The sequence below is a fragment of the Bifidobacterium sp. genome, from assembly GCF_051876855.1.
Classification (GTDB): Bacteria; Actinomycetota; Actinomycetes; order Actinomycetales; family Bifidobacteriaceae; genus Bifidobacterium.
In genome coordinates this window covers 1-22845 of sequence record NZ_JBJEIH010000113.1, presented here as the reverse complement: position 1 = coordinate 22845, position 22845 = coordinate 1, and the positions used below count along the sequence as shown (strand labels likewise).

Genomic DNA, 22845 nt, shown 5'->3' with positions numbered 1-22845 from the left:
GCCGCCGATCCGCTGTCCGAACTGCTGGAATCCGCGGAATCGCTGGACTGCTCCGGCCCCACGGCGATGATCTGCATGACCGGAACCGCCGTGGTCTGCGACGAGGTCAACGTCTCGCTTTCCTTGACGCCATCCACATACGTGACGTCATACGTGTCGACTTTGGTGCCGTTCTGTCCAGCCTGTTGAATGACGGTCTGCCCAGGCTGCAGGCTGTTGTCGACTACGGTCTGCGTGTCGAAGGGAATGGTTTCCGTGCGGGTTTCGGTCTGATGCTTGACGCGTTGCACGCGCAGGATGGTTGTCCCGTTGTCCCGCTCGACGCTCACGCGGTCTTCCTTGCCGAGCGTGATGCCCTTGGAATCAAGGATTGACGCAGCCGTCAGTTTGCCGTTCGGCGCGATGGACGTGGTGCCGTCCGCTATGACGGTGACCGGGCCGGCCTCGTTGATGACCAGGCCGCCAGTGAGCTGGTTGTAGACGTTCTTGATGTCGACGGTCACTTTCGAAGCGGCCTGTTCGTTCTGCTCGAAGAAGCCGAGCAGCTGGTCCATGCTTGTGGCGACTGTCCAGAACGGGACCTCGGTGCCGTCGATGTTGATGGTCGTCTCGTATGCCGAGCGGATAGTGACCACATCATGGTCTTTGAGCGCACCTTTCGAGGTGGACTCGATGATGTCGTGGGATTTGATGGTGATGCCGCGTTCGCTGAGCAAACGATCCACCGAGGAGGCGTACGTGGTGATTGTCGTGGTCTGTCCGTTGATGGAGAGGGCGACGGTTTTTCTCGCGCCGACAGTGAATGTGCACACTGAGGCGAGTACGACCGCGATCGAGCAGCATGCCACTCTGATGCGACGCAGTATCACCGTGCGTTGTGGAGTCCAACGACGCGCCATGCCATCACCTTCCGAAATCGTAGAACGGGTTGCCTGTCTGGCAGAGCCTCTGGCTTGCATTGTAGCGACTTGCCCGGGCGCGGTGGGGTATTCGGCGCAGCTCGCAACATTCTCCCACATTCGCAGGGTTCGCTGCCTGCGGTTGCTCGGTTGCTTGGGGGCTCGTGGCGGTCCTGGCGTAACTAGTTTGTGGAGAAAGGGGGAGGGCGGAACTTGCTGATGTGCATTGCCGCACTGCCCGATGCGTATCTGGCTGTCTGATGCGGATGTTGGCCGATGATTCCACAGCCTGGCCTCGTCCGAAGGCTCTCGTGGCCGGTTTCGCGGAATTCGTATGTGCTGGAAAAAACAAGTCCGCCCCACAGCGGGCGGACTTGGAAGAGAAAGGGGGGCCGAAGAGAAGGGGATGTTCCGGCCCCCCTCAAGGTGAAGCTGGTTGGGGGGACGCTCCACCTTTGTGTTGCCAAGGGTCATAGTTGGGGGGAAGGCCCTTGGCTTACTTACTCGCAGTAAGACTCAACGTGGTGCCACCATTATGGCACAACAATACTGTACCACGTTTCGAGCCTCCTGTCGGGATCGAACCGACGACCTGCCGCTTACAAGGCGGCCGCTCTGGCCATCTGAGCTAAGGAGGCGTTCGCGCGTCGGCGGCAACCATGATGTTGTCACGCCTGAAGCGCACAAGGAACTAGCATACCAGTGCTGACGAACATCGACTCACCATAGGGTCGGAACCGTGTCGTGGGGGCGATGTCAGCATCAAGGAAAGCAACGTTTGCAAATGTGAATGATGTGTGAAGTTGTTGATATGTTCGCTCAGGACGAACATGGGGTGGATCCCAGAATGAACATCGCAGGGGGTCATCTCCGCGAATTCAGCACGAGCGTCGCGAACCGTGTTGTGTTGCAGCCGTTGCGCCGCCGTACCTGCAACCCCCGCGTCGCAAGGCATGACAAAAGCCCCGGCCATAACGACCGGGGCGTGAATCTGCGGCGTATACAGCCGCGACGCCGATTCCGTTACTTGCCGGTGTCGATGGCCTTCGGCTTGCCGGAGCCGATCGACGGCATGACGCCGATCTTGCCGACCTGGCTTTCCTTCAGGCCGATGGAGGTGAGAATCGCGTCCTTAATCGACATGTTGTACTGGCCGACCTTCACCAAATCCAGATACGTGCCGTTGATGGTCACGGTAGGCGTGGTCATGTAGCCGGCGTAATTGCCTGAGACGTTCTCAAGCTCCGGCCGCATGCTCGTATAGGTGTCCGCGGCCTTGAGCCAAGCGGTGTAGGTATTCGAGAACGCTTTGGAGGCTACTGCGGTCGAAACCCCGGCCTTCTCCGCCTGCTCCTGCAGCTTCTTGTCGCTCACCGGGACATAGGAGTCGGCTTCGTCAGGCTGGAAATCCTCGTCGTAGATATTTTCGATGTACTTGAGCAGATGCTCCGGGTTGTCGTCGTGCTCCACGATGTACACTGCGGCGTTGGCGGCGCGCGAAGAGTAGTTGTCTGAGGAGCTTGCGTCACGCGAGGTCATCAGATGGAATTCAAGATTGACCTGTCCCGCGTCGAACATCGACGCAAGAGTCGAATCAATCTGCCGGTGCATCGACCCGCAGCCCGGGCAGATCGGATCCATGTACAGCGCGATGGTGGGGGCGTCGCTAATTGTCTTGTTGTATCCGTTCTTCGAGAACAGGAATCCACCGGTGGAATTCGCCTTTGACGGCTTGGTCTTCACCGCGTTCATCGCCTTTTTCGCGGCGGCGACGGACGATGGGGAAGCTGAGCCGGAGGATGTGGATGTCGAGGACGGATGTGTGTTGCGATAGACCGTGACACCGATGACCGCCACCAACGCCACGACCACGAGAACCACAATCGCGCCGATCAGCGTCTGCTGTTTGCGCTCATGTTCCGCCTGGGCGGCCTGCTCCTTCAGACGCGCTTCCTCCTCAGCCCGGCGTTCCGCACGGGTACGGCGTTTGGCGTTCCTCTTGTCGTTCTGGGGCATGATTGTCCTTTCTGGTATGCACGATTCCGCGACCGCGGCATCCATGACCGCTCACTGTCGGATAGTCTAATCGAGGACGGCGAGAATGGCCGGAAAAGTCCCGGATTCTTTGGGTTCCGACAATCAGCACAGGCCTGTCACACGCGCATGTAGCCGGTGACAATCAAGGGCACCCAATTGATTGCACCGGTCATCAGCATCGCCACCACGGCGGCGACTACCAGCATCAGCCATATCACGAGCAGCGTTGTCTGTCGTCCGCTCGCGCCGTTGCGTTCCGACGCGTCGTTTTGGCTGGGTTCGCTATTGCCGTCAGCCGGGAGGACGCTTTCCGTGTCGCGGGGAAGACCTCGCAACGCGCCTGAGCCCAGTCGGATTGCGGCGGCCCCGGGGGCAAACACGCCGACGAGCCATCCGATGGCGGCTGCCCCTGCTAGGACGCAGCCGCTGGCCGACAGCGGGTTGCCGGCCAGCAACACGAACGGAATGACCCAGCCGTTGACATGCCACGGCACCGGAAATGTCGGCAAATGCAAGGCGAGTGTGGCGATGATGACCACCAGCGTGGCGATGATGCCTGCCAGGAGGGCGCGGGGGATGGCCAACGCCAGTCCTTTGACGATATGCCACGGCATGGTTGCCACGCGCAATGCGCCATCGCCGCGTTTGCGCGTCCCGCCGCGTTTGCTTTCGCGGTCGAGCTGCGAACCGGTATTCAAACCGATGGCGATGAGCAGCCAAATCAGCACTCCAGCGAGGATCCATGCAATCAGCGGCATCGCCGCGGCGACGATGGCGACTGGGACGGTCAACGCCGCGACCGGGAGCGTTCCGCGCTTGAGATACCGGGCGCGCTTGATATCGGCAGGATTGGGCTGATTCTGGGTTCCTGGCACCGCCGGTTGCGTTGCCGGCAGGACCGGTTGTCCAGCCGCCTGCCCGGTTTCGGCTCCATCTTCCGGAAGAATGGACGGCGGCATCGTCTCGTTCGCGGTGTTGACGGTATTCGCGGTGTTGTCGGCGTAGGGGGTGCCTGCGGCATCGGGGAGCAGGCGTGTGCGATCGTCATGTGGCATCACTGCGGTCGCGGTGATTGGAACCGGCGCGGCGACGGTAGGCTGGTCGCCAATCACCATGGTGCGATCCGAGGTGTCGGAAGAGCCGGCGCTGTCCGCAGATTCCGCAGAATTCATGCCGCCGCGGGTATTGGCAGCGTCGTCGGCATCACCATCAGCGGCATCGATTCCGCGGTCGCCATCGATATCAACCGATTCAGGGCCGTTCCCTTCAGGGCCGTTGCCACCGCCATCCCAGTCGTCGCCGGTATCGGCCGTCCATAACGACCTCGGATTATCAGCTGGTACGGCAGCATCCCCGGTGGCGTGCCCGGCATTCGCCGCATCGCCCCCGTCAAAAGGGAGCATCGCGCCCCCGTCTCCAGGACGCTTGCCGCCGTCCGCAGGGGGAAGCACAACCGTCTGCCCGTCCACCATCTGGTCTTGCGCATCATCCCAAGCGGCCGGATTCAACGCATCCGCGGCGATTGTGTGCAGCAGTTGCTTCGGCGTGCACCTGTGATCGGGATCGGGGTCGAGCGCCGACCGGAACGCGGCCGCCGTGCGCGCAGGAAGCCCAGAAAGATTCGCGTTGCCGCGCGCCTCGCGTTCCAGCACCGCCATCATCGGCTTCGTGCCGAACACCGGCTGGCCGGTCGCCGCGAACGCCAGCACCGAGGCGGTCGACCACCAGTCCGTCGCCTCGCTTGATTCGGCGCCGTCAATGATTTCCGGGGCAATGAACCCGGGTGTGCCCATCACCAGCCCGGTCCGCGTGACATGGCTTTCCCCTTCGCCCATCGCGATGCCGAAATCCACCAGAATCGGCCCGCTCGCCGCGACCATCACATTCGTCGGCTTGATATCGCGATGCACGATCCCCGCCGCGTGCACCGCTTCGACCGCGTCGATCAGCTTGCGTGACAGACGCTCCAGATCGTCGCCCACATACCGGCCGTTGGCGGCGACATCCTCGCGCAGGTTCCTGCCCTCAATCAGCTCCGTGACAATGAACGCGACCGCATCATCCAATTCCATATCCACAATCGAGCACACACCGGGATGTTTGATACGCCGCAACGCCATCGCCTCGCGCCGCAGGCGCTCGCGGGCGGTCGCATGGTCGCGGGCGGCCTGGCTGGTCGTCTCGCCGTCATCAACCAAGGAATCGCGTAGGATTTTCATCGCGTATTCCTGCCCGCCGTCGTCCTTCACGCGCCAAACCGACCCCATCGCACCACTGCCGAGCCGGGAAATCAGCGTGTAGCCGCCGATTTCCTCGCCTGCTTCGAGATTCAACGCGTTCAAATCGCTCATAGCCCCAATCCTAGTGATACCAAGGTGCAACCGTGCCGGATCCGCCATGACGCGCCGGCATGTCATGCCCGGGAGACATGCAGATTATGCACCCGAAATGACAGGATGGGGCGTAGAGACACGACGGGACATATTTTCTGATGAAATGACATCAAGGCATGTTGGACCGCTCCCGAAGACGGGCGACACATCGGTGTGAGGCGCGGAAGCAGCATCGACACGGTCGAGACATGCACCACGAACAAGGAGGAGACGACCATGTTACAGATCAACATGGCAGATGTTGTCGCCGTCATCAACTCGCTGGTGCCGTATCTGGTCACCGCAGGCGTGTTGCTGCTGCTGGCGATCATCATCACAATCGCTGTCAATAAGAAGACCGTGCGCGTTGTGGCGACACGGAAACTCGTGCATTCGCAGTCGTGGCTTGTGGCCTTGGTAGGCATCGTCGTCGCGATTTCCATGATGCTGTCCGGCCCGTTGTCGACCCTGCTCAACAACGCGACGATCACCAAGTACGAACTGTCCTCGAGCACGGTGTCTCAGGCGAACAAACTCGCCAACAGCGTCCAGGAAGAGGCCGTGACCCTGCTGAAGAACGACGACGCCAACCTGCCGTTGAGCAGCAAGAAGGTCAACGTCTTCGGCTGGGGCTCCACCAACCCGGTGTACGGCGGAACCGGCTCCGGCGCCATGTCCGATCAATACCCGACGGTATCCATGCTCGATGGCATGAAGAAGGCCGGCCTGACGACCAACAGCCAGCTGACCAAACTGTATACGGACTACCGCAAGGACCGTCCGCAGGTGCAGATGTTCGCACAGGATTGGACCCTGCCTGAGGTGCCCGCTTCGCAGTATTCCGATTCGCTGATGAACCAGGCCAAGAGCTTCTCCGACCAAGCCGTGGTCGTCATCACGCGCGTCGGCGGCGAAGGTGCGGACCTGCCGACCAACATGAAGGCCAAGGGCATCACCTACACCAACAATTCCAAGGACTATGAGGACTTCAAGGACGGCGAGGGCATCTTGCAGCTCGACCAGACCGAACGCGACATGGTCAAGCTCGTCACCTCGAACTTCAAGAACGTCACCCTCATCTACAACGGTGCGAACGCCTTCCAGTTCGACTTCCTCAAGGATTATCCGCAGATCAAGTCCGTGCTGTGGTGCCCGCCCGCAGGCCAGACCGGCTTCACCGCGCTCGGCGAAGTGCTCGCCGGCAAGGTGAACCCGTCCGGCAAGACCTCCGACACCTTCCTCAAGGACCTCACCAAGTCCGTCAGCTACAACAACTTCGGTGGGTTCGTCTACAAGGACGCCGACGATATGGCAGCCAGCTACATCGGCTTCACCGGCAAGGAACAGAAGAGCACCCCGACCTTCGTCAACTATTCCGAAGGCATCTACGTGGGCTACAAGTTCTATGAGACTGCGGCGAGCGAGGGGCTTATCAACTACAACGACGTCGTCCAGTATCCGTTCGGCTATGGCCTGAGCTACACCGATTTCACGCAGAAGATGGGCAAGGTCGAGTACCGCAACGGCAAGGTCTCCTTCAAGGTGACCGTCACCAACACCGGCAAGACCGCCGGCAAGGACACGGTCGAGATCTACTACAACCCGCCGTACACCAACGGCGGCATCGAGAAGGCGACCAAGAACCTGGTGGCGTTCGAGAAGACCAAGACCCTTGAGCCGGGTGCTTCCCAGACCATCTCCATCTCCTTCGACGACGATGCGATGGCTTCTTACGACGAGCACGATGCCAAGGCATACGTGCTGGAGAAGGGCGACTACCAGATCATGCTGCAGTCCGATTCCCACACGGTGATCGACACGCAGACCGTCAACGTGCCGAAGACCATCACCTACACCTCGTCGAACACGCACAACGGCGACAAGACCGCCGCCACCAACCAGTTCTCCAACGCGGAAGGCGACGTGACGTATCTGTCCCGTGCCAATCACTTCGCCAACTATGCGAAGGCGACCGCCGCCCCGACCGATTACACGATGAGCGAGGCCGCGAAGAAGGAGTTCACCAACAACAACCTCTACAAGGCGTCCGACAATGACAACGCAAGCGACAAGATGCCGACCACCGGTGCAAAGAACGGTGTGAAGCTCGCCGACCTGCGTGGCAAGTCCTATGACGATTCCGCCTGGGACAAGCTGCTGGATGAGCTCACCTTCAGCGACATGGACAATCTGATCGCCAACGGCGGCTATGGCACCCAGGCGGTCAAGTCCATCGGCAAGGTCCAGCTCACCGACGCGGACGGCCCTGCCGCCCTGAACAACAACTTCACCGGTGTCGGATCGATCGGCTTCCCGTCCTCCACGTCCTTCGCCTGCACGTGGAACAAGGATCTGGCCAAGCAGTTCGGCAAGATGATCGGCCAGATGGCGCATGACATGCATGTCGCCGGCTGGTATGCGCCTGCCATGAACATCCACCGCAACCCGTACTCCGGCCGTACCTTCGAGTACTTCTCCGAGGATTCGCTGCTCTCCGGCGCGATGGCGTCCAATGAGATCGCCGGCGCGAAGACCCGTGGCGTGTACTCCTTCATGAAGCACTTCGCGCTCAACGACCAGGAAACCAACAGGAACAGCATGCTGTGCACCTGGGCCAACGAGCAGTCGATCCGCGAGATCTACCTCAAGCCCTTCGAAATGAGTGTCAAGCAAGGCGGCGCCCAGGCAGTCATGAGCTCCTTCAACTACATCGGACCGACCTACGCCGGCGCGTCCAGCAACCTGCTGAACACCGTGCTGCGCGATGAGTGGGGCTTCCGTGGATTCGTGCTCACTGACTACTTCGGCGGCTATGGCTACCAGAACGCCGACCAGCTGGTGCGCGCCGGCAACGACGCGATGCTCGCCACCACGAAGGTGACCAACCACATCACCGACAAGTCCGCGACCTCGGTCAAGGCGATGCGCCAGGCGGCCAAGAACATCCTGTACGTTACCGTGAACGGCTGGCAGTACGCGAACGGAACGCCGAGCGTGCCGACTCCGGTGTGGCGCGTGGCGATGTACACCGTCTGGGGTGTGACCGCGGTGCTGTTCGTCGGCCTCGAGTTCCTCACCATCAAGCGGTACATCAAGCGCCGCAACGAGGCGAAGACCGCAGTGCCGACCGCATCCAAGGGCGGTGATGTCCAAGCCTGATAGCCCGACACACAACCGCGGTTGAGCCGGACCACGAAGCTGCGTGATCCGGCTCAACCAGCACTCTTCCTTCCCTTCTTCCGATACGCCGTTGGCGGTAGGTCAATTGCCTGCCGTCAGCGGCGTATTTTTGTACATGATTGGGGTTTCGGGGGAGGACAGAGCGGCGGGCGGATACGGGCAGGACTTGTTGTCATACGGCCCAACACGAGTGGACCAACGTCAGTCCCGACACAAGCAGTCCAACACCATCGAGGATACGATGACGGCCGTGGCAGGCGCCCATGCCCGGAACCGACCGAATATGCCGCCAAAGTGACAGGTTGTGCGGATGGCCCGATACGGCGGTTGCGGCTCTGATTGAATCAGAATATACCGAAACGTCACGCGCAGCAGCATGACGGACATAAGGCAGGGAGCAACAATGAACCTTGAAGATCTTTCAACCACCGAGAAAGCGGCGATGCTTTCCGGCGGTTCGGAATGGGATTCGCGCGGCAACGAACGGGCAGGGATACCGAGTTTCGTGATGAGCGACGGCCCCCACGGCGTTCGCCGCCAGCTCGGATCCGGCGACCACCTGGGCATCGGAGAATCCAAGCCGGCCACCTGTTTCCCGACTGCGGGAACGGTCGCGAACTCCTGGGATCCTGCCCTCGCGCAGACCATGGGTGAAGCCTTGGGTGCGGAAGCGCACGACCTCGGCGTGAACGTCCTGCTCGGCCCGGGCATGAACATCAAGCGCAACCCGCTGTGCGGGCGCAACTTCGAATACTATGCCGAAGATCCGCAGGTAGCCGGCCGTATGGCAGCCGGCCTGATCCGCGGCATCCAGAGCAACGGGATCGCCGCATGCCCCAAGCATTTCGCCGTCAACAGCCAGGAGCTGCGCCGTCAGGCCTCCAATTCCGTGATTGACGAGCGCACCATGCGGGAAGTGTATCTGACTGGTTTCGAAATCGCCGTGCGTGAGGCCCACCCGCTTGCAATCATGAGCTCATACAACCAGATCAACGGCGTGTACGCGCACGAAAACCCGCATCTGCTGCGGGACATCCTGCGTGACGAATGGGGCTTCAACGGCATGGTCGTCTCTGATTGGGGCGGCTCGAATTCCGCGGTCGCCGCAGTCAAGGCCGGCGGATCGCTGGAAATGCCGTCCCCCGGGTACACGTCCGTGCGCGAACTGGTCGCCGCGGTCGAGGCCGGCACGCTGTCTGAAGCCGATTTGAACCTGCGCGCGAAAGAAGTCGCCGATATCGCCCGCAACACCGTAATCACCGGAGTCGGACGGGATGATTTGCTCAGCGACGCGAATATCAAGGCGCATCACGCGGTGGCGCGGACGGTCGCGGAACAATCCGCGGTCCTGCTGAAAAACGCCGCGGACCCCGCCTCCGGTGACGGGAACGCGATACTGCCGCTTCGCCGCGGCATGCGTCTCGCCGTCATCGGTGATATGGCGAAAACCCCGAGATTCCAAGGCTCTGGATCTTCCAAAGTCAATGCGACACGTGAAGAGAACATCCTCGACGAACTTTCTGCCCGCCAGGATGTGCAGGTCATCGGCTACGAACAGGGCTATGAGCGTCAGGGGCAGGACAACCGGGCGTTGCTGGAGGACGCGGTCGCCTTGGCCGCGCGTGATGACGTCGATGCGGTCGTCGCCGTGGTTGGCCTTGACGAGCGCAGCGAATCGGAAGGCCTGGACCGTTCCACGATGGCGATTCCGTCCGTGCAGAACAAGCTGATGGATGCGCTCGCCGCAACTGGAAAGCCGGTCGTGGCTGTGCTTGTCGCAGGCGCCCCGGTTGAGCTCCCGTGGCTTGACAAGGTGTCGGCGCTGCTGTACATCGGCTTGTCCGGTCAGGCGGGGGCTTCCGCGGCGGTGCGCGTGCTCACCGGCGAAGTCAATCCGTCCGGGCATCTTGCCCAGACTTGGCCGTTGCATATCGAAGACGACCCGACTTCCGGCTGGTATCCGGCTCCCGGACGCGATGCCATTTATCGCGAAGGCCCGTTCGTCGGCTACCGTTATTACGAAACCGCCGACGTGCCGGTCCGTTTCCCGTTCGGATTCGGCCTGAGCTACTCGCGCTTCGAATACAGCGATTTGCACGCCGACGACAACGGCGTGACCTTCACCGTGGAGAACACGTCGGACACGCCGGGGGCGACGGTTGCGCAGCTGTACGTGCGTGGCCCCAAGAACGGCGTCCTGCGCCCGGACCATGAGCTCAAGGGCTTTGCGAAGGTGTCGCTTGGCGCCCACGAGCGCACGACCGTTCGCATCGATTTCGACCGCTACACCTTCCGACACTATGACGTCGCCTCGCAGGGCTGGCATGTCGAGCGTGGCGAATGGACGCTGATGATCGGCACGGACGCGCATGACATCGTGCTGCGGACAACGGCCGCGATCCAAGGCGATATCGACCCGATCGCCCCGAATCCGGCGCTTGGCGCATATCTCACCGGCCATGTCAAGGATGTGACGGACGCGCAGATGGCGGCCCTGTTCGGCCATGAAGTCCTGGCCCCAGGCAAGACCGTTACGTTCACCATGAACGATCCGATTCTTTCGTGGAAGGACTCCAAGGGCGCTTTCGCCCGGCTCGTCGCTAAACGGCTGGAATCGCGTGAGGAGAAGATCCGGCGCAAAACCGGTTCCCCGGACCTCAACACGCTGTTCCTGCTCAACATGCCTCCGCGCGCGATGTGCAAGATGACCGGCGGCATGGTGGACGCCGCGATGGTGCAGGCCGTCGTGACCATCGCCAACGGGCATACCTTCCGTGGCCTCGGTTCGTTCATCGCAGGATTCTTCCGCAACAAATCAGCCAACAAACGTATAGCAAAGGAGCTCAATCATGACTGATCACACCACTACCGCCGAAGTGCGGCAGACACCGGCGGACCAGCCCCGACACGAGGAAAAGCGGCGTGAACGCGGCCCAATCGGTCGGTGGATCGATGAGCACCCGAATATCTGGGAGTTTATCCTGTTCAACGTGCTGTCGAACATCTCGACAATCACACGATTCGTGGTCACATGGATCGGCACGGCCGTGTTCGTGTCGTGGCTTGGTATCACGCAGCCGTTCAGCTTCCTGATTTTCGACTATACCGGTAAGGGCGCCAACGGTTTGGGTGGTTTCCTGACCTTCCTGTTCGCCGAGGTGCTCGCCCAGGTGGTGAACTTCATTGTGCAGATGAAGTGGGTGTTCAAGTCGGATGCCAGCTTCGCCAACGCCGCTTGGAAGTATGCGATTCTCGCCGTGATTATCGTGGTCGTCAACCTCACCTTGCCGGGGCATATCACGTCCCTGTGCGAAAGCTGGGGCATGGCTGCAGGCCTCGCCGCGACTATCGCGTCGGTGGTCAACACCCTGCTCGCCGTCATCGTCAGCTATCCGCTGCTGAAATTCTGGATCATGCCGAAGAATAGCAATACTGGCAAGGAGGCGGCCAAGTAGGCGATTCTGGCTCTCTTTTCTCTCCTTGATGCCCGTCCGGCGCGCTGGTGCCGGGCGGGCTCTCCTATATCTGCTCTCTGGCTGGTATCCGCTCTCTGGTATCTGCGGGCTCGCTGTCATCTGATCCGCGCCCGCAAGATGGCGGATTATGCGGCGGCGTGCTCGTCGCGCGGCAGCAGCACGGTCAGCGTGAACCAGTGGTCTTTCGCGGAAATGCTCATTTCGCCGTTGTACTGTTCGGCGATATGCCTGATGGATTTCACGCCGAAGCCGTGCGAGACGCGGTCGCGTTTCGAAGTTTGCAGATTACCGGCGTCATCGGTGCGCAGATTGCCTTCGTAATAGTTCTCAACGCGGATAACGATGAACTGTTGCCTCGAGAACAGCGCGAGCTTGATCAGGCGTTGTTGCGGGTCTTTGATGCGGCTGGTCGCTTCGATGGCATTGTCGATGGCGTTACCGAACAGTGTGGCGATGTCCATCGAACTCATGCCGGTGAGCAGCTTGCCGTCGGCGACCGCGGTGAAGGTGATGCCGTGGTCCACGCACACGCGGCTTTTGCTGGTGAGAATGACGTCGAGCACGGGGTTGCCGGTCTGCTGCTGCGCGCTGTACTGCTGCACCGAATGCTCAAGCTGTTCGAAGCCCTGCGCCATATGCTCCGGGTCGACTTCCGCCCGCAGCGCCGTGATTTGGTGTTTGAGGTCGTGGGCGATGCGTCCCAGCGATTCCAGGTTTTCCTTGGATTGCAGATATTCCTGATGCTGGCTGCGCAGCTGCGCGTTGATGGATGCGAGTTCGGCGTTCGCCGCAGCCCGCCGCGCCTGCTCCTGCTGGGCGTAGAGAATCGCGAAACCGCAGAAATCCACCAGTGTGCGGATGTAGAACACCTCTTGGCCGACGCTTCCGGAGAACGGCGTGTTGGTCGACACGAAACTCAGATTGCTCATCGCGAAGGTGACCACGGTGATGGCGATGGTCGCGATGGTGGTGGAACGCGTGGGTTCGAGCGCCTCAGTTCGGCTGAAATTGTTTCGTTCCAGCAGCCATGCGAGTGCGAAACAGGAGCCGTAGATGATGCACAAGGTGACGATATCCGCTACTTCGCGGGCGATGCCGCTGCATTGCGTGCTCCGGCGCATGAGGAAGGTGATGATTTGCCAGTGCAGGGACGCCACGAGTTCCGCGAGTACGAATGCGCGTGCCGTGACATACAGTCCTTCGCGTTTGCCGGTGCCGGCCGCGAGCAGCACGATGAGATACATCACCGAAAAGGCGAGGACCATGCCGAAAATCCAGAACCACATCGGCATGGCACCGTCGAAATACTGGACGGCGACCATGGCTGGCAGGCCGGCGGCGATTACCGCGATGCTGCGTGCGCGTGGTACTCGTCGGTCGATGACGCTGATATAGACCAGACACGCCAGCCACTCGCAGATGGCCGTGTACAGACGCGGAATATCGGGTAGGGCGTTGGTAATCGAGCTGATATCATGCATGCGCGTCACCGTTCGCCTGTGGTGGCCGTACCCGCGAAATAATCCGCAAGCGCGATGAGGAAGCTCTTCTTGCGTGGGCGGCTGATCCGCAACCGTTCGCCGGAACTCATCACGCAATCCTGGCCGTCCACGCCCGTGACGTGGCGCATATTCACGAGATAGCAGGAGTTCGAACGGTAGAATCCCTGGCCTGACAACTGTTCCTCGAGTTCCTTGAGTGTGCTGCTGATGGAGAGCTTGCCGTCCAATGTATGGATGATGATCGTATGCCGCATGGATTCGATATACACCACATCGTTGAGGCTGAGCCGCAGCTTTTGCGAGCCTGCGTCAACGAGCAGCGAGTCCTCGGAACGCCGGCGGACCATCCCGATGCAGCGTTTCATCTCCTGGCTGAACGCGAACCAGGGGACGGGCTTGAGCAGGTAGGACAGCGCCCGCACCTTGTACCCGCTGATGGCATACTGCGGGGCGGCGGTGATGAACACGATCACCACGTCATCGTCGACCTGCCTGATTCGTCGGGCGGCTTCCATGCCGTCCATGTGTTTCATCTCAATGTCGAGCAGCAGAATGTCGTACACGGGCTTGTACTGCTGGACGATTTCCTCGCCGTCGCTGAAGGCACAGACCGAGAACTCGACATTCTGCTCACGTTGGTAGCGGTTGAGATAGTCGATGATGTGCTGGCGGGCGGTTGCGTCGTCCTCGACTACGCCGACGCGGATTGTTTGCATGGAGCTGCCTCCCTGTGCATCGTGCGTGGTATGCGAACCGTTGCGCGTTGCGGCCGTGGGTCGCCGCTGCAAGCGAACCGCAAGGTTCTTGTATATACGGTTCTACAGTATCAGGCGGTTGATATGGACGGGCCGGTGTGGTCGCAGGGCGCAAAAGGCTTATGACACGTAGGCCTCTACTTGATTCGTATCGACGCGACAACCCTGTTTTCGGCCTGGCGCAACACGTCAAACGACACACCCTTGCCGATGTCAGATCATCGTGTATACTGGGCCATGGCTCAAAGAAGAGAACCTTCAATGGACCGGAACAAGTAAACGCCGAAGCTTGCAGTTTCCGAAGCCGGACGCTACGAGTGAACGCACCAAACCCTCTCACTACGGATCGTGAGGCACGTACCTGCCTCTGAAAGGATGAACATTATGGCAGAAGTCGTATTCGACCACGTCACGCGTATCTACCCGGGCAATGACAAGCCCTCGGTTGATGATCTCAATCTTGATATCAAGGATGGCGAGTTCCTCGTGCTCGTCGGTCCGTCTGGCTGCGGCAAGTCCACAACGCTGCGTATGCTCGCCGGCCTTGAGGAAGTCAACAAGGGTCGCATCTTCATCGGTGGCAAGGACGTCACCACCATGCAGCCGAAGGACCGCGACATCGCAATGGTGTTCCAGAACTACGCGCTGTATCCGCACATGACCGTCGCCGACAACATGGGCTTCGCCCTGAAGATTGCCGGCACCCCGAAGGAAGAGATTCGCAAGCGCGTCGAGAAGGCCGCTGAGATCCTCGATCTCACCGAGTTCCTCGACCGCAAGCCGAAGGCTCTGTCCGGTGGTCAGCGTCAGCGTGTCGCCATGGGCCGTGCAATCGTCCGTGAACCGAAGGTCTTCCTCATGGATGAGCCGCTGTCCAACTTGGACGCGAAGCTCCGTGTGCAGACCCGTACGCAGATCGCTGCACTGCAGCGTCAGCTCGGTGTCACCACCCTGTACGTGACCCACGATCAGACCGAGGCTCTGACGATGGGCGACCGCATCGCCGTCATCAAGCTCGGCAAGCTGCAGCAGGTCGGCGCTCCGACCGAGCTGTATGATCGCCCGGCGAACGTCTTCGTGGCCGGCTTCATCGGCTCCCCGTCGATGAACCTGAACACCCACCCGGTGGTCAATGGCAAGGCCAAGATCGGCGACGACACCATCGATCTGCCGGCTGAGGCCGTGAACAAGCTCACCCCGGAGGACGGCGGCAAGATCGTCGTCGGCTTCCGCCCGGAGGACGGCTCCCTGGCCGCTCCGAACGAGCCGAACGCGTTCTCGCTCAAGGTCGTCAATGTCGAGGATCTCGGCTCCGATGGCTACATCTACGGCAACATCATCACCGATGGCTCGGTTGCCGAAGCCACCACGCTGATGTCCGATCAGAACAAGCTCACCACGATTCGCGTGAACCCGCGCGTGCTTCCGCGCGTCGGCGAGGTCGTCAAGATCAAGATCGACCCGTCGAAGATGCACCTGTTCGCGCCGTCCACTGAGCTGCGTCTGAACTAGGAACTTGGCGGGAGCAATCCCGTCAACCAGTAACGCGAGGCTTCTCTTCCTCTCTTTCGGCCTCGTTGGAAAAGCCCCGCATAGCTGCGGGGCTTTTCTGTTGGAAAGGGTAGCATGAGGAACATGGAAACGAACGACCAGTCACAGCTTGACCCGCGCGCAGTCAATGCGACATCCGTCAAGGCGGAGGACGAAAACGCCGAGTCGAAGGAGCCTGAGGCGCTGAAGATCACGGCGGCGAGCTCGAACCCGAAGATGTTCACTCTGCCGTGGAACCAACCGTTGGCCACCTGGCCGGATGACCTGCTGGTGAATCTGCCGCGAGGCATTTCTCGGCACGTCGTCCGCTTCGTGCGCGTCGGCGATGATGTCTACGCGATGAAGGAAATCACGCGCAGCGTGGCGGAACGGGAGTATGAGCTGCTCAGGCGGTTGCGCAAGCTTGATCTGCCCACGGTCACGCCGATCGCCGTTGTCACCGGGCGCCACGACAAGGACGGCAACCCGCTCGAAGCCATGCTGGTGACCGAGCATCTGAAATACTCGCTGCCATACCGCGCGCTGTTCGCGAGGAACCTGCGCACCGATACCGCGGAACGGCTGATTGACGCCCTCGCTGTGCTCATGGTCCGGTTGCATCTCGCCGGCTTCTACTGGGGCGATGTCTCGCTGTCCAACGTGCTGTTCTTGCGGGATGCCGACGCATATTCTGCGTTCCTTGTGGACGCCGAGACCGGTGATTTGCACGCGAACCTCACTGAGGGGCAGCGTGAATACGATATCGACCTGGCGCGCACGAATATCATCGGCGAGCTGATGGATTTGAGCTCCGGCAAGCTGCTCCCGGGCGATGTGGACGAAGTCGAAGTCGGCAACCGTCTGGTGGACCGCTACCATTCGCTGTGGAGCGCGCTCACCGACGTCGATACCTTCAATCCGGATGAGATGTGGAAGATCGAGAAGCGCGTCAACAAGCTCAACGAACTCGGCTTCGACGTGGACGAGCTTGAGGTGAAAACCGCCGCCGACGGCACGCATGTGCTGGTGCGGCCGCGCGTGGTCGATGCCGGGTACGCGTCCCGCAAGCTCATGCGCCTCACCGGTCTCGACGTACAGGAGAATCAGGCCCGCCGTCTGCTCAACGACCTTGACACGTATCGCGCGTCCACGTGGCGCCAGAACGAGGATCTCGAAGTCGTGGCGACCGACTGGATGCGTGAGGTTTACGAGCCGACCGTACGTATGATCCCGGAGGAATACCGCTCGCAGATTGAGCCGGCGCAGTTCTTCCACGAGGTGCTCGACCATCGTTGGTTCCTGGCTGAGAATGCCGGACATGATATCCCGATGGCGGAGGCCGTGCGCAGCTATGTCAAGAACGTGCTCCCGCAGTACAAGCTGGACAAGAAGGCGATGAAGGATATCAACGCAGATGCCGATTCCGGCGTCATCGACGATGAGTTCACGTACGCTGATGATTCGGCTCGCGGGCAGGGCGCGGAAGGCGAAGGCGCAGCAGGCGAGGGCGACGGGTATAACCCCGAGGACGACCCCGACGCCGCTGTCTGGAGCCACTGACAGGCGGAATTGGCAGGCGGAACTGACAGGCGAAACCTGGCAGAGACCGGCCTGAGCCATCCCCGACCCCGATACCGTCGCGCCCAATACACAAACTGGTTACGCTGAGACCCTTCCCAGCGTAACCAGTTTGTGTATGGGGGCTGTGCGGTTGGCGGCTGGTTACTTAGCGGCCGCTTGCGCCTCCTGTTGCGCGGCTTCGCGACGGGCGCGCGCCACGGCGTACAGGCTGATACCGGCGGCGACCGAAGCATTCAGCGATTCGACTTGGCTGTCGATTGGAATACCGGCGATGGCATCGCACGATTCCCGTACGAGCCGGCTGATGCCCTTGCCTTCGGAGCCGAGCACGACCACGAGCGGATCGGTCTCGAATCCGGTCTCGCCGACGAGCGCATCCCCGCCGCCGTCAAGCCCGACAACGTAGTATCCGCGCTCTTTCAGCGCCTCGATTGCCTTGGTCAGGTTCACCACGCGTGCAACCGGCAGATGGGCTGCAGCGCCTGCGGACACCTTCCAAGCTGCGGCCGTGACGGAAGCGGAACGACGCTCGGGCAGAATCACACCGTTCGCGCCGAACGCCGCCGCGGAACGGATCACCGCGCCGAGATTCTGCGGGTCGGTCACGCCGTCCAGAGCGATGAACAGCGGACGGGCCGCAATACGCATCTGCGGGGAGTCGACCTGCTCCATGGCCTTCGCGCGCTTTTCGGCCTTGTCGGCAAGGTCGCGCAGCGAGGCGTATTCGTAGGGCTGCACCTTGAGGATGATGCCCTGATGGTTGCCGGAATGCGCGATGTGATCCATCTCCAGGCGGTCGGCTTCCAACAGATGGAGCCCTTGTGCGGTGGCGATTTTGATGATTTCGCGCGTGCGGTCATCATGCTCGATATGCGAGGCGATATACAGCTGGGTGCTCGGCACGCCAACGCGCAGCGCTTCGAGGACGGAGTTGCGGCCGATGACCAGATCGGCGCCGTCGGACGTGTATTTTGCGGCCCGACGCCGTGCGGCGAGACGCGGGTCGGCGGCTTTGCGGCGGTCCGCCGCCTGCTTCGCCTTGTATGCCTTGTGATAGACGCGATTCTCTGCCTTCGGGGTCGGACCCTTGCCCCGAAGCGCGTTACGATGTTTTCCGCCCGAACCCTTGGTCGGGCCTTTCTTGTTAGCCATACCTTTCATTATCTCATGGCCGATGGAGCAATCGCCGGTCAGGGCGGCCGGGGCCGATGCCGGAGTGTCGTCGGAAAATCGTGGATTTCAGCGTTTCGTGAACGCCTCGGTAGGGGGCGTCTTTGTAGAATACAAGTATTGCGCCGTAGGCAATCGCCCGGCGCCCATAACCGCGCAGCCTTGCCGTGCCGGCATCGTCAGCAGACGCAGCAGACACGAGGGTTGACTACTCCGCGGCTGACTGAGGAGACCATCATGGTTGATCACCAGCTCGATCAATCCCCATCCCATGCCCCCCAGGCGCAACCAGCCGAAGCCGGTGACCTGCATGCATCCGCGATCCTTGACACCGATCCGTCGCTCACCGACGCGTCGGATGTCGCCAAAGCCCTGCATGTCGATCCCGCTGTCGGACTGAGCTCGCAGGAGGCGAAACGCCGCAAGGAAAAGTTCGGCCCGAATCAACTGGCCAGCGCACCGCCGGTGCCCAAATGGAAGAAGTTCCTCGCCCAGTTCCGCGACCCGCTGGTCTATCTGCTGCTTGTCGCGACGGCCATATCGCTGGTCGCTTGGTTCATCGAACGGGCGAACGCGCAGCCCGGCTCATCTACCGAGGCGCTCCCGTTCGACGCCATCGTCATCGTGCTGATTCTCATCGTCAACGCGGTGCTCGGCTACATCCAGGAAGCGAAAGCAGAACAGGCGGTGGCGGCGCTCGCCAGTATGACCGCCCCGCAGACCTCCGTGTTGCGTGACGGTCAGGTGATGCGCATCGACACGTCGGACGTCGTGCCGGGCGATATTCTCATCCTCGGCGAAGGCGATTCTGTCTCCGCTGACGGCAGGCTGCTCGCCGCTGCATCCCTGCGTATCGCGGAGGCCAGCCTGACCGGCGAATCCGTGCCGGTCGCGAAGAAGCCCGAGACCCTTGACAGCGCCAAAGCGCTGGGCGACCGCATGAACATGGTGTTCAACGGCACATCCGTCACCCAAGGCACCGGGCGTGCCATCGTCACCGGCACTGGCATGGACACACAGGTCGGCAAAATCGCCGATATGTTGTCGCAGACGGAAGACGAGCAGACCCCGCTGCAGAAGGAAATGGCGCACGTTTCCAAGGTGTTGGGTATCGCCGTGTGCATTATTGCCGCGGTGGTCCTGGCTGCGCTCGCGATTATGGAAGGCTTCCACAGCGTCGATGACATCATCGAATCCCTGCTACTCGCGGTCTCGCTTGCGGTCGCCGCGGTGCCGGAAGGCCTTGCCGCGATTCTCACCGTGGTGCTGGCGCTCGGCGTCCAGCGCATGGCCAAACACCACGCGATTGTCAAGAAGCTGTCGTCCGTCGAAACGCTCGGCTCCGCTTCGGTGATCTGCTCTGACAAGACCGGCACGCTCACCCGCAACGAGATGACTGTCGAACGGGTGGTCACGCCGAGTGGCGAAGTGCAGTTGACCGGCACGGGGTACGCTCCCGAAGGCAGGATGATTGCCGTTGGCGCCGCCGATGGCGATTTGGAGGTGCCTGCCGATATTCGTGCGGAGGTTTTCGCCACCTTGGGCGCCGGTGCTATGGCGAATGACGGCGAGTTGCGTGAAGGCGACAAGCCGGGCACGTGGGATATCGTGGGCGATCCGACCGAGGTGTCGTTGATCGTCGCGGCCCGTAAAACCAAAACCGACCGCCGGTTCGAGAACTTCCAGCGCGTCGGCGAAGTGCCGTTCACCTCGGAACGCAAGCGCATGTCGATTGTCGCCAAGGACAACGCGGATTCCGGCAGGCTCACGGTATTCGCCAAAGGCGCTCCGGATGTGCTGCTCTCGTACTGCACCCGTATCGCCGTGGGCGGCGCGGTCCGGCCGATTACCGAAGGTGACCGGCAGGAAATCCTGCACCAGGTCGAACGGCTGTCGAACGAGGCCTACCGCACGCTCGGCGAGTCATACCGTCCGCTTGACACCCCTTCAATCGCCGATGTTCCGGGCATGATTTCCAATGCGGCCGGCGAGGTGCTTGATATCGCCGACCAGAGCGACGCGTTGGAACGTGACATGATCTGGACCGGCATGGTCGGCATCATTGACCCGCCGCGCACCGAAGTGCGTGACAGTGTGGCCGAAGCACACCGGGCGGGCATTCGTACGGTCATGATCACCGGCGACCACCCGCTGACCGCTGCGCGTATCGCCAGCGACCTCGGCATCATCGACAAGGGTGGCAAGGCTCTGACCGGCGACCAGCTGGATGCCATGGACCAGCAGGCGTTCGACAAGGCGACATCCGAAGTGTCCGTGTACGCGCGCGTCGCCCCGGAACATAAGCTCAAGATCGTTGACTCCCTGCAACGGCAAGGCAATATCGTGGCGATGACCGGTGACGGCGTCAACGACGCTCCGGCGGTTAAAACCGCGGATATCGGTGTGGCGATGGGCATCACCGGCACTGAGGTGACCAAGGAATCCGCCAAGATGATCCTGGCGGACGACAACTTCTCCACCATCGTGGCCGCCGTGCGCGAAGGTCGCGGCATCTTCGACAACATCCGCAAGTTCCTGCGCTACCTGCTCAGCTCGAATGTCGGCGAAGTGTTCACCGTGTTCTTCGGCGTGGTGCTTGCCGGCTTCCTCGGCATCACCCAGCCGGGTTCCGCGGGCGTCACCGTTCCGCTGCTGGCGACGCAACTGCTGTGGATCAACCTGCTGACGGATGCCGCGCCGGCGCTCGCCATGGGCGTCGACCCACAGACCGAAGACGTGATGAACCGCAAGCCGCGCAAGCTCACCGACCGGGTGATTGACCGCTCCATGTGGGGTGACATCGTATTCATCGGCGTCATCATGGCTGCGGTTACGCTGATCGGCATGGATATGCATCTGTCCGGAGGCCTGTTCACCGACCGTTCCGTCAGCGCCATCGGGCATGACGCGCAGATGGTTGAGGCGCGCACCATGGGCTTCACCATTCTTGTGTTCGCTCAGCTGTTCAATGCGCTCGCCTCGCGTTCGGCGCGTCAATCTGCGTTCGTCGGCCTGTTCTCCAACGGCTGGCTGTGGGGTGCGATCGCGCTGTCTGTCGTACTGCAGCTCGCGGTGATTTATCTGCCGTTCCTCAACACCGCGTTCGGCACCACACCGCTCAGCGGCGGCGCTTGGCTGGAATGCATCGGTCTGGCAGCCATCGTGCTGGTCGCTTCCGAACTGCGCAAGCTGGTGCTTCGCGCAGTGGAACGCGGCAAGGAATCCGCGAAATGATGCGGCAACAGCCCAGACGGCCAGAGTCGGGTTCGGGGGCGAATGCCGCCAGAATGCGGCAAGGCCCGGATCGGCACTGACAGCGTCCGAGGCGCGTTGTGAGGCAGGATTCGCTGATGAATGTGGGACGTCGTGCGGCAATGGCCGGTTTTCCGGTCGCCGCACGACGTCCTCGTATATTGCCGGGTGACTCGGCGTATCTGCGCCCGGCGCCTCATATGGTGAAACGATAGTGACAGCAACCCGCTGAGTGCCGACCGGCTGTCGGGCGATGAACGATAATTGCTGTTGCGTGTATTGCGTATGTATGGCTGAAACGTGAATGAGGGCATGATGACAGACGACGGAAAGGCGTTACCCATCGATTCCGGGACTTCTACGGCTTCAGAGGCCTTGGGAATGCCGGAAACCACAGGAAACGAGATTGTCCGATCACGGCAGGCCATGGCGAAGACGTCAAGCACGTCGGGGGCGGATGCGTTCCGTCAGAGCGACGACAGTTTCAATGCTGATGAAGACTATGCCGATGACGATCCGTGGCAGGACCCTCTTCATCCTTGGAACGGCCTGTATGACCGCGCCCAAGCGTCCCCGCAGCCGGATGACGATGTGATGGCAAAATTGCAACGAGAGGCCGATGGGTCGTCGTTGTCGCCGCAGGCGTCGGCGGCGTATGCGGTTGGAATGTCACCTGTCGAGCGGCAAGAGGCGACGGCTGGCTCCGCACAACAGTCCGCACATTCGGAGCAAACGCAGGCGGGTGCCGCCAACGCTGCTGGTGCCGGCTCCGACTCCGGCGAGCGATCGAATCTGCGAAATAACCCGGCCGATAGCGACCGCGATAGTGACAATCACCTTGGTCATGCGGGCGAACCAGCGGTGCATGAACATGAATTCCACGCCGGCGAAGGGCGTGACCCGCACGCTTTGGCGGCACCCAAGCCCAAGCGCCAACGCAAGCCGATCTCCGCGGAACGCTGGATTGCCGGCGGCGCGGCGCTGAGCGCACTGGTGTCCCTCGCCGCGGCCTCGTGCGCGGCATTGCGTGCGGTCGCTCCCGGCAAGTTGTCTCAACTGGCGGTATTGCCCGTATCCGCTTACACCGCGAT

Annotated in this window: 13 protein-coding genes and 1 tRNA gene; 7 read left to right on the top strand and 7 right to left on the bottom strand. The window is 61.4% G+C overall.

Going from position 1 to position 22845, the window contains the following annotated elements:
• The 4 genes from ACI38B_RS07395 to ACI38B_RS07380 all read right to left on the bottom strand — a co-directional run.
• Positions 1–899: G5 domain-containing protein (locus tag ACI38B_RS07395; protein WP_439730174.1), on the bottom strand; the 899-nt coding region annotated here is incomplete at its 3' end.
• Positions 900–1463: 564 nt separating this feature from the next.
• A tRNA-Thr gene (locus tag ACI38B_RS07390) sits at positions 1464–1537 on the bottom strand.
• Positions 1538–1922: 385 nt separating this feature from the next.
• Complete coding sequence (locus tag ACI38B_RS07385; RefSeq protein ID WP_439730173.1) at positions 1923–2915, bottom strand: DsbA family protein; 993 nt, start codon at positions 2913–2915, stop codon at positions 1923–1925.
• Between the two features lie 137 nt (positions 2916–3052).
• The gene (locus ACI38B_RS07380) at positions 3053–5287 is read right to left on the bottom strand and encodes a serine/threonine-protein kinase (protein ID WP_439730172.1); all 2235 of its coding nucleotides are present in this window, start codon (positions 5285–5287) and stop codon (positions 3053–3055) included.
• A 258-nt stretch (positions 5288–5545) separates the two neighbouring features.
• Here ACI38B_RS07380 and ACI38B_RS07375 point away from each other — a divergent pair, with 258 nt between their 5' ends.
• The 3 genes from ACI38B_RS07375 (at position 5546) to ACI38B_RS07365 (ending at position 11943) form a co-directional block, all read left to right on the top strand.
• Complete coding sequence (locus ACI38B_RS07375) at positions 5546–8467, top strand: glycoside hydrolase family 3 protein (RefSeq protein WP_439730171.1); 2922 nt, start codon at positions 5546–5548, stop codon at positions 8465–8467.
• 424 nt (positions 8468–8891) lie between these two features.
• Positions 8892–11345 (top strand): glycoside hydrolase family 3 C-terminal domain-containing protein, encoded by a 2454-nt coding sequence (locus tag ACI38B_RS07370; protein WP_439730170.1) that lies wholly within the window; start codon positions 8892–8894, stop codon positions 11343–11345.
• Complete coding sequence (locus ACI38B_RS07365; RefSeq protein WP_439730169.1) at positions 11338–11943, top strand: PTS cellobiose transporter subunit IIC; 606 nt, start codon at positions 11338–11340, stop codon at positions 11941–11943. The genes ACI38B_RS07370 and ACI38B_RS07365 overlap by 8 nt, the downstream gene beginning before the upstream one ends.
• Before the next feature lie 146 nt (positions 11944–12089).
• Here ACI38B_RS07365 and ACI38B_RS07360 read toward each other — a convergent pair whose 3' ends face one another.
• Both ACI38B_RS07360 and ACI38B_RS07355 read right to left on the bottom strand, forming a co-directional pair.
• The gene (locus ACI38B_RS07360) at positions 12090–13445 is read right to left on the bottom strand and encodes a GHKL domain-containing protein (protein WP_439730168.1); all 1356 of its coding nucleotides are present in this window, start codon (positions 13443–13445) and stop codon (positions 12090–12092) included.
• 5 nt (positions 13446–13450) lie between these two features.
• On the bottom strand, positions 13451–14182 hold the full coding sequence (locus ACI38B_RS07355; RefSeq protein ID WP_439730167.1) for a LytR/AlgR family response regulator transcription factor: 732 nt from the start codon (positions 14180–14182) through the stop codon (positions 13451–13453).
• A 423-nt stretch (positions 14183–14605) separates the two neighbouring features.
• Here ACI38B_RS07355 and ACI38B_RS07350 point away from each other — a divergent pair, with 423 nt between their 5' ends.
• Positions 14606–15733 carry an ABC transporter ATP-binding protein gene (locus tag ACI38B_RS07350; protein WP_029576273.1) on the top strand — a complete coding sequence of 376 codons (1128 nt, stop codon included), beginning with the start codon at positions 14606–14608 and terminating at the stop codon, positions 15731–15733.
• Positions 15734–15856: 123 nt separating this feature from the next.
• Complete coding sequence (locus tag ACI38B_RS07345; protein ID WP_439730175.1) at positions 15857–17311, top strand: DUF4032 domain-containing protein; 1455 nt, start codon at positions 15857–15859, stop codon at positions 17309–17311.
• A 162-nt stretch (positions 17312–17473) separates the two neighbouring features.
• Here the strand turns inward: ACI38B_RS07345 and rlmB are convergent, their stop codons facing one another.
• Positions 17474–18484 (bottom strand): 23S rRNA (guanosine(2251)-2'-O)-methyltransferase RlmB, encoded by a 1011-nt coding sequence (gene rlmB, locus ACI38B_RS07340; RefSeq protein WP_439730166.1) that lies wholly within the window; start codon positions 18482–18484, stop codon positions 17474–17476.
• Between the two features lie 255 nt (positions 18485–18739).
• On the opposite strand from rlmB, the gene ACI38B_RS07335 reads away from it, so the two are divergent.
• Positions 18740–21736, top strand: a complete 2997-nt coding sequence (locus tag ACI38B_RS07335; protein WP_439730165.1) for a cation-translocating P-type ATPase — start codon at positions 18740–18742, stop codon at positions 21734–21736.
• 333 nt (positions 21737–22069) lie between these two features.
• Positions 22070–22845: hypothetical protein (locus ACI38B_RS07330; protein WP_439730164.1), on the top strand; the 776-nt coding region annotated here is incomplete at its 3' end.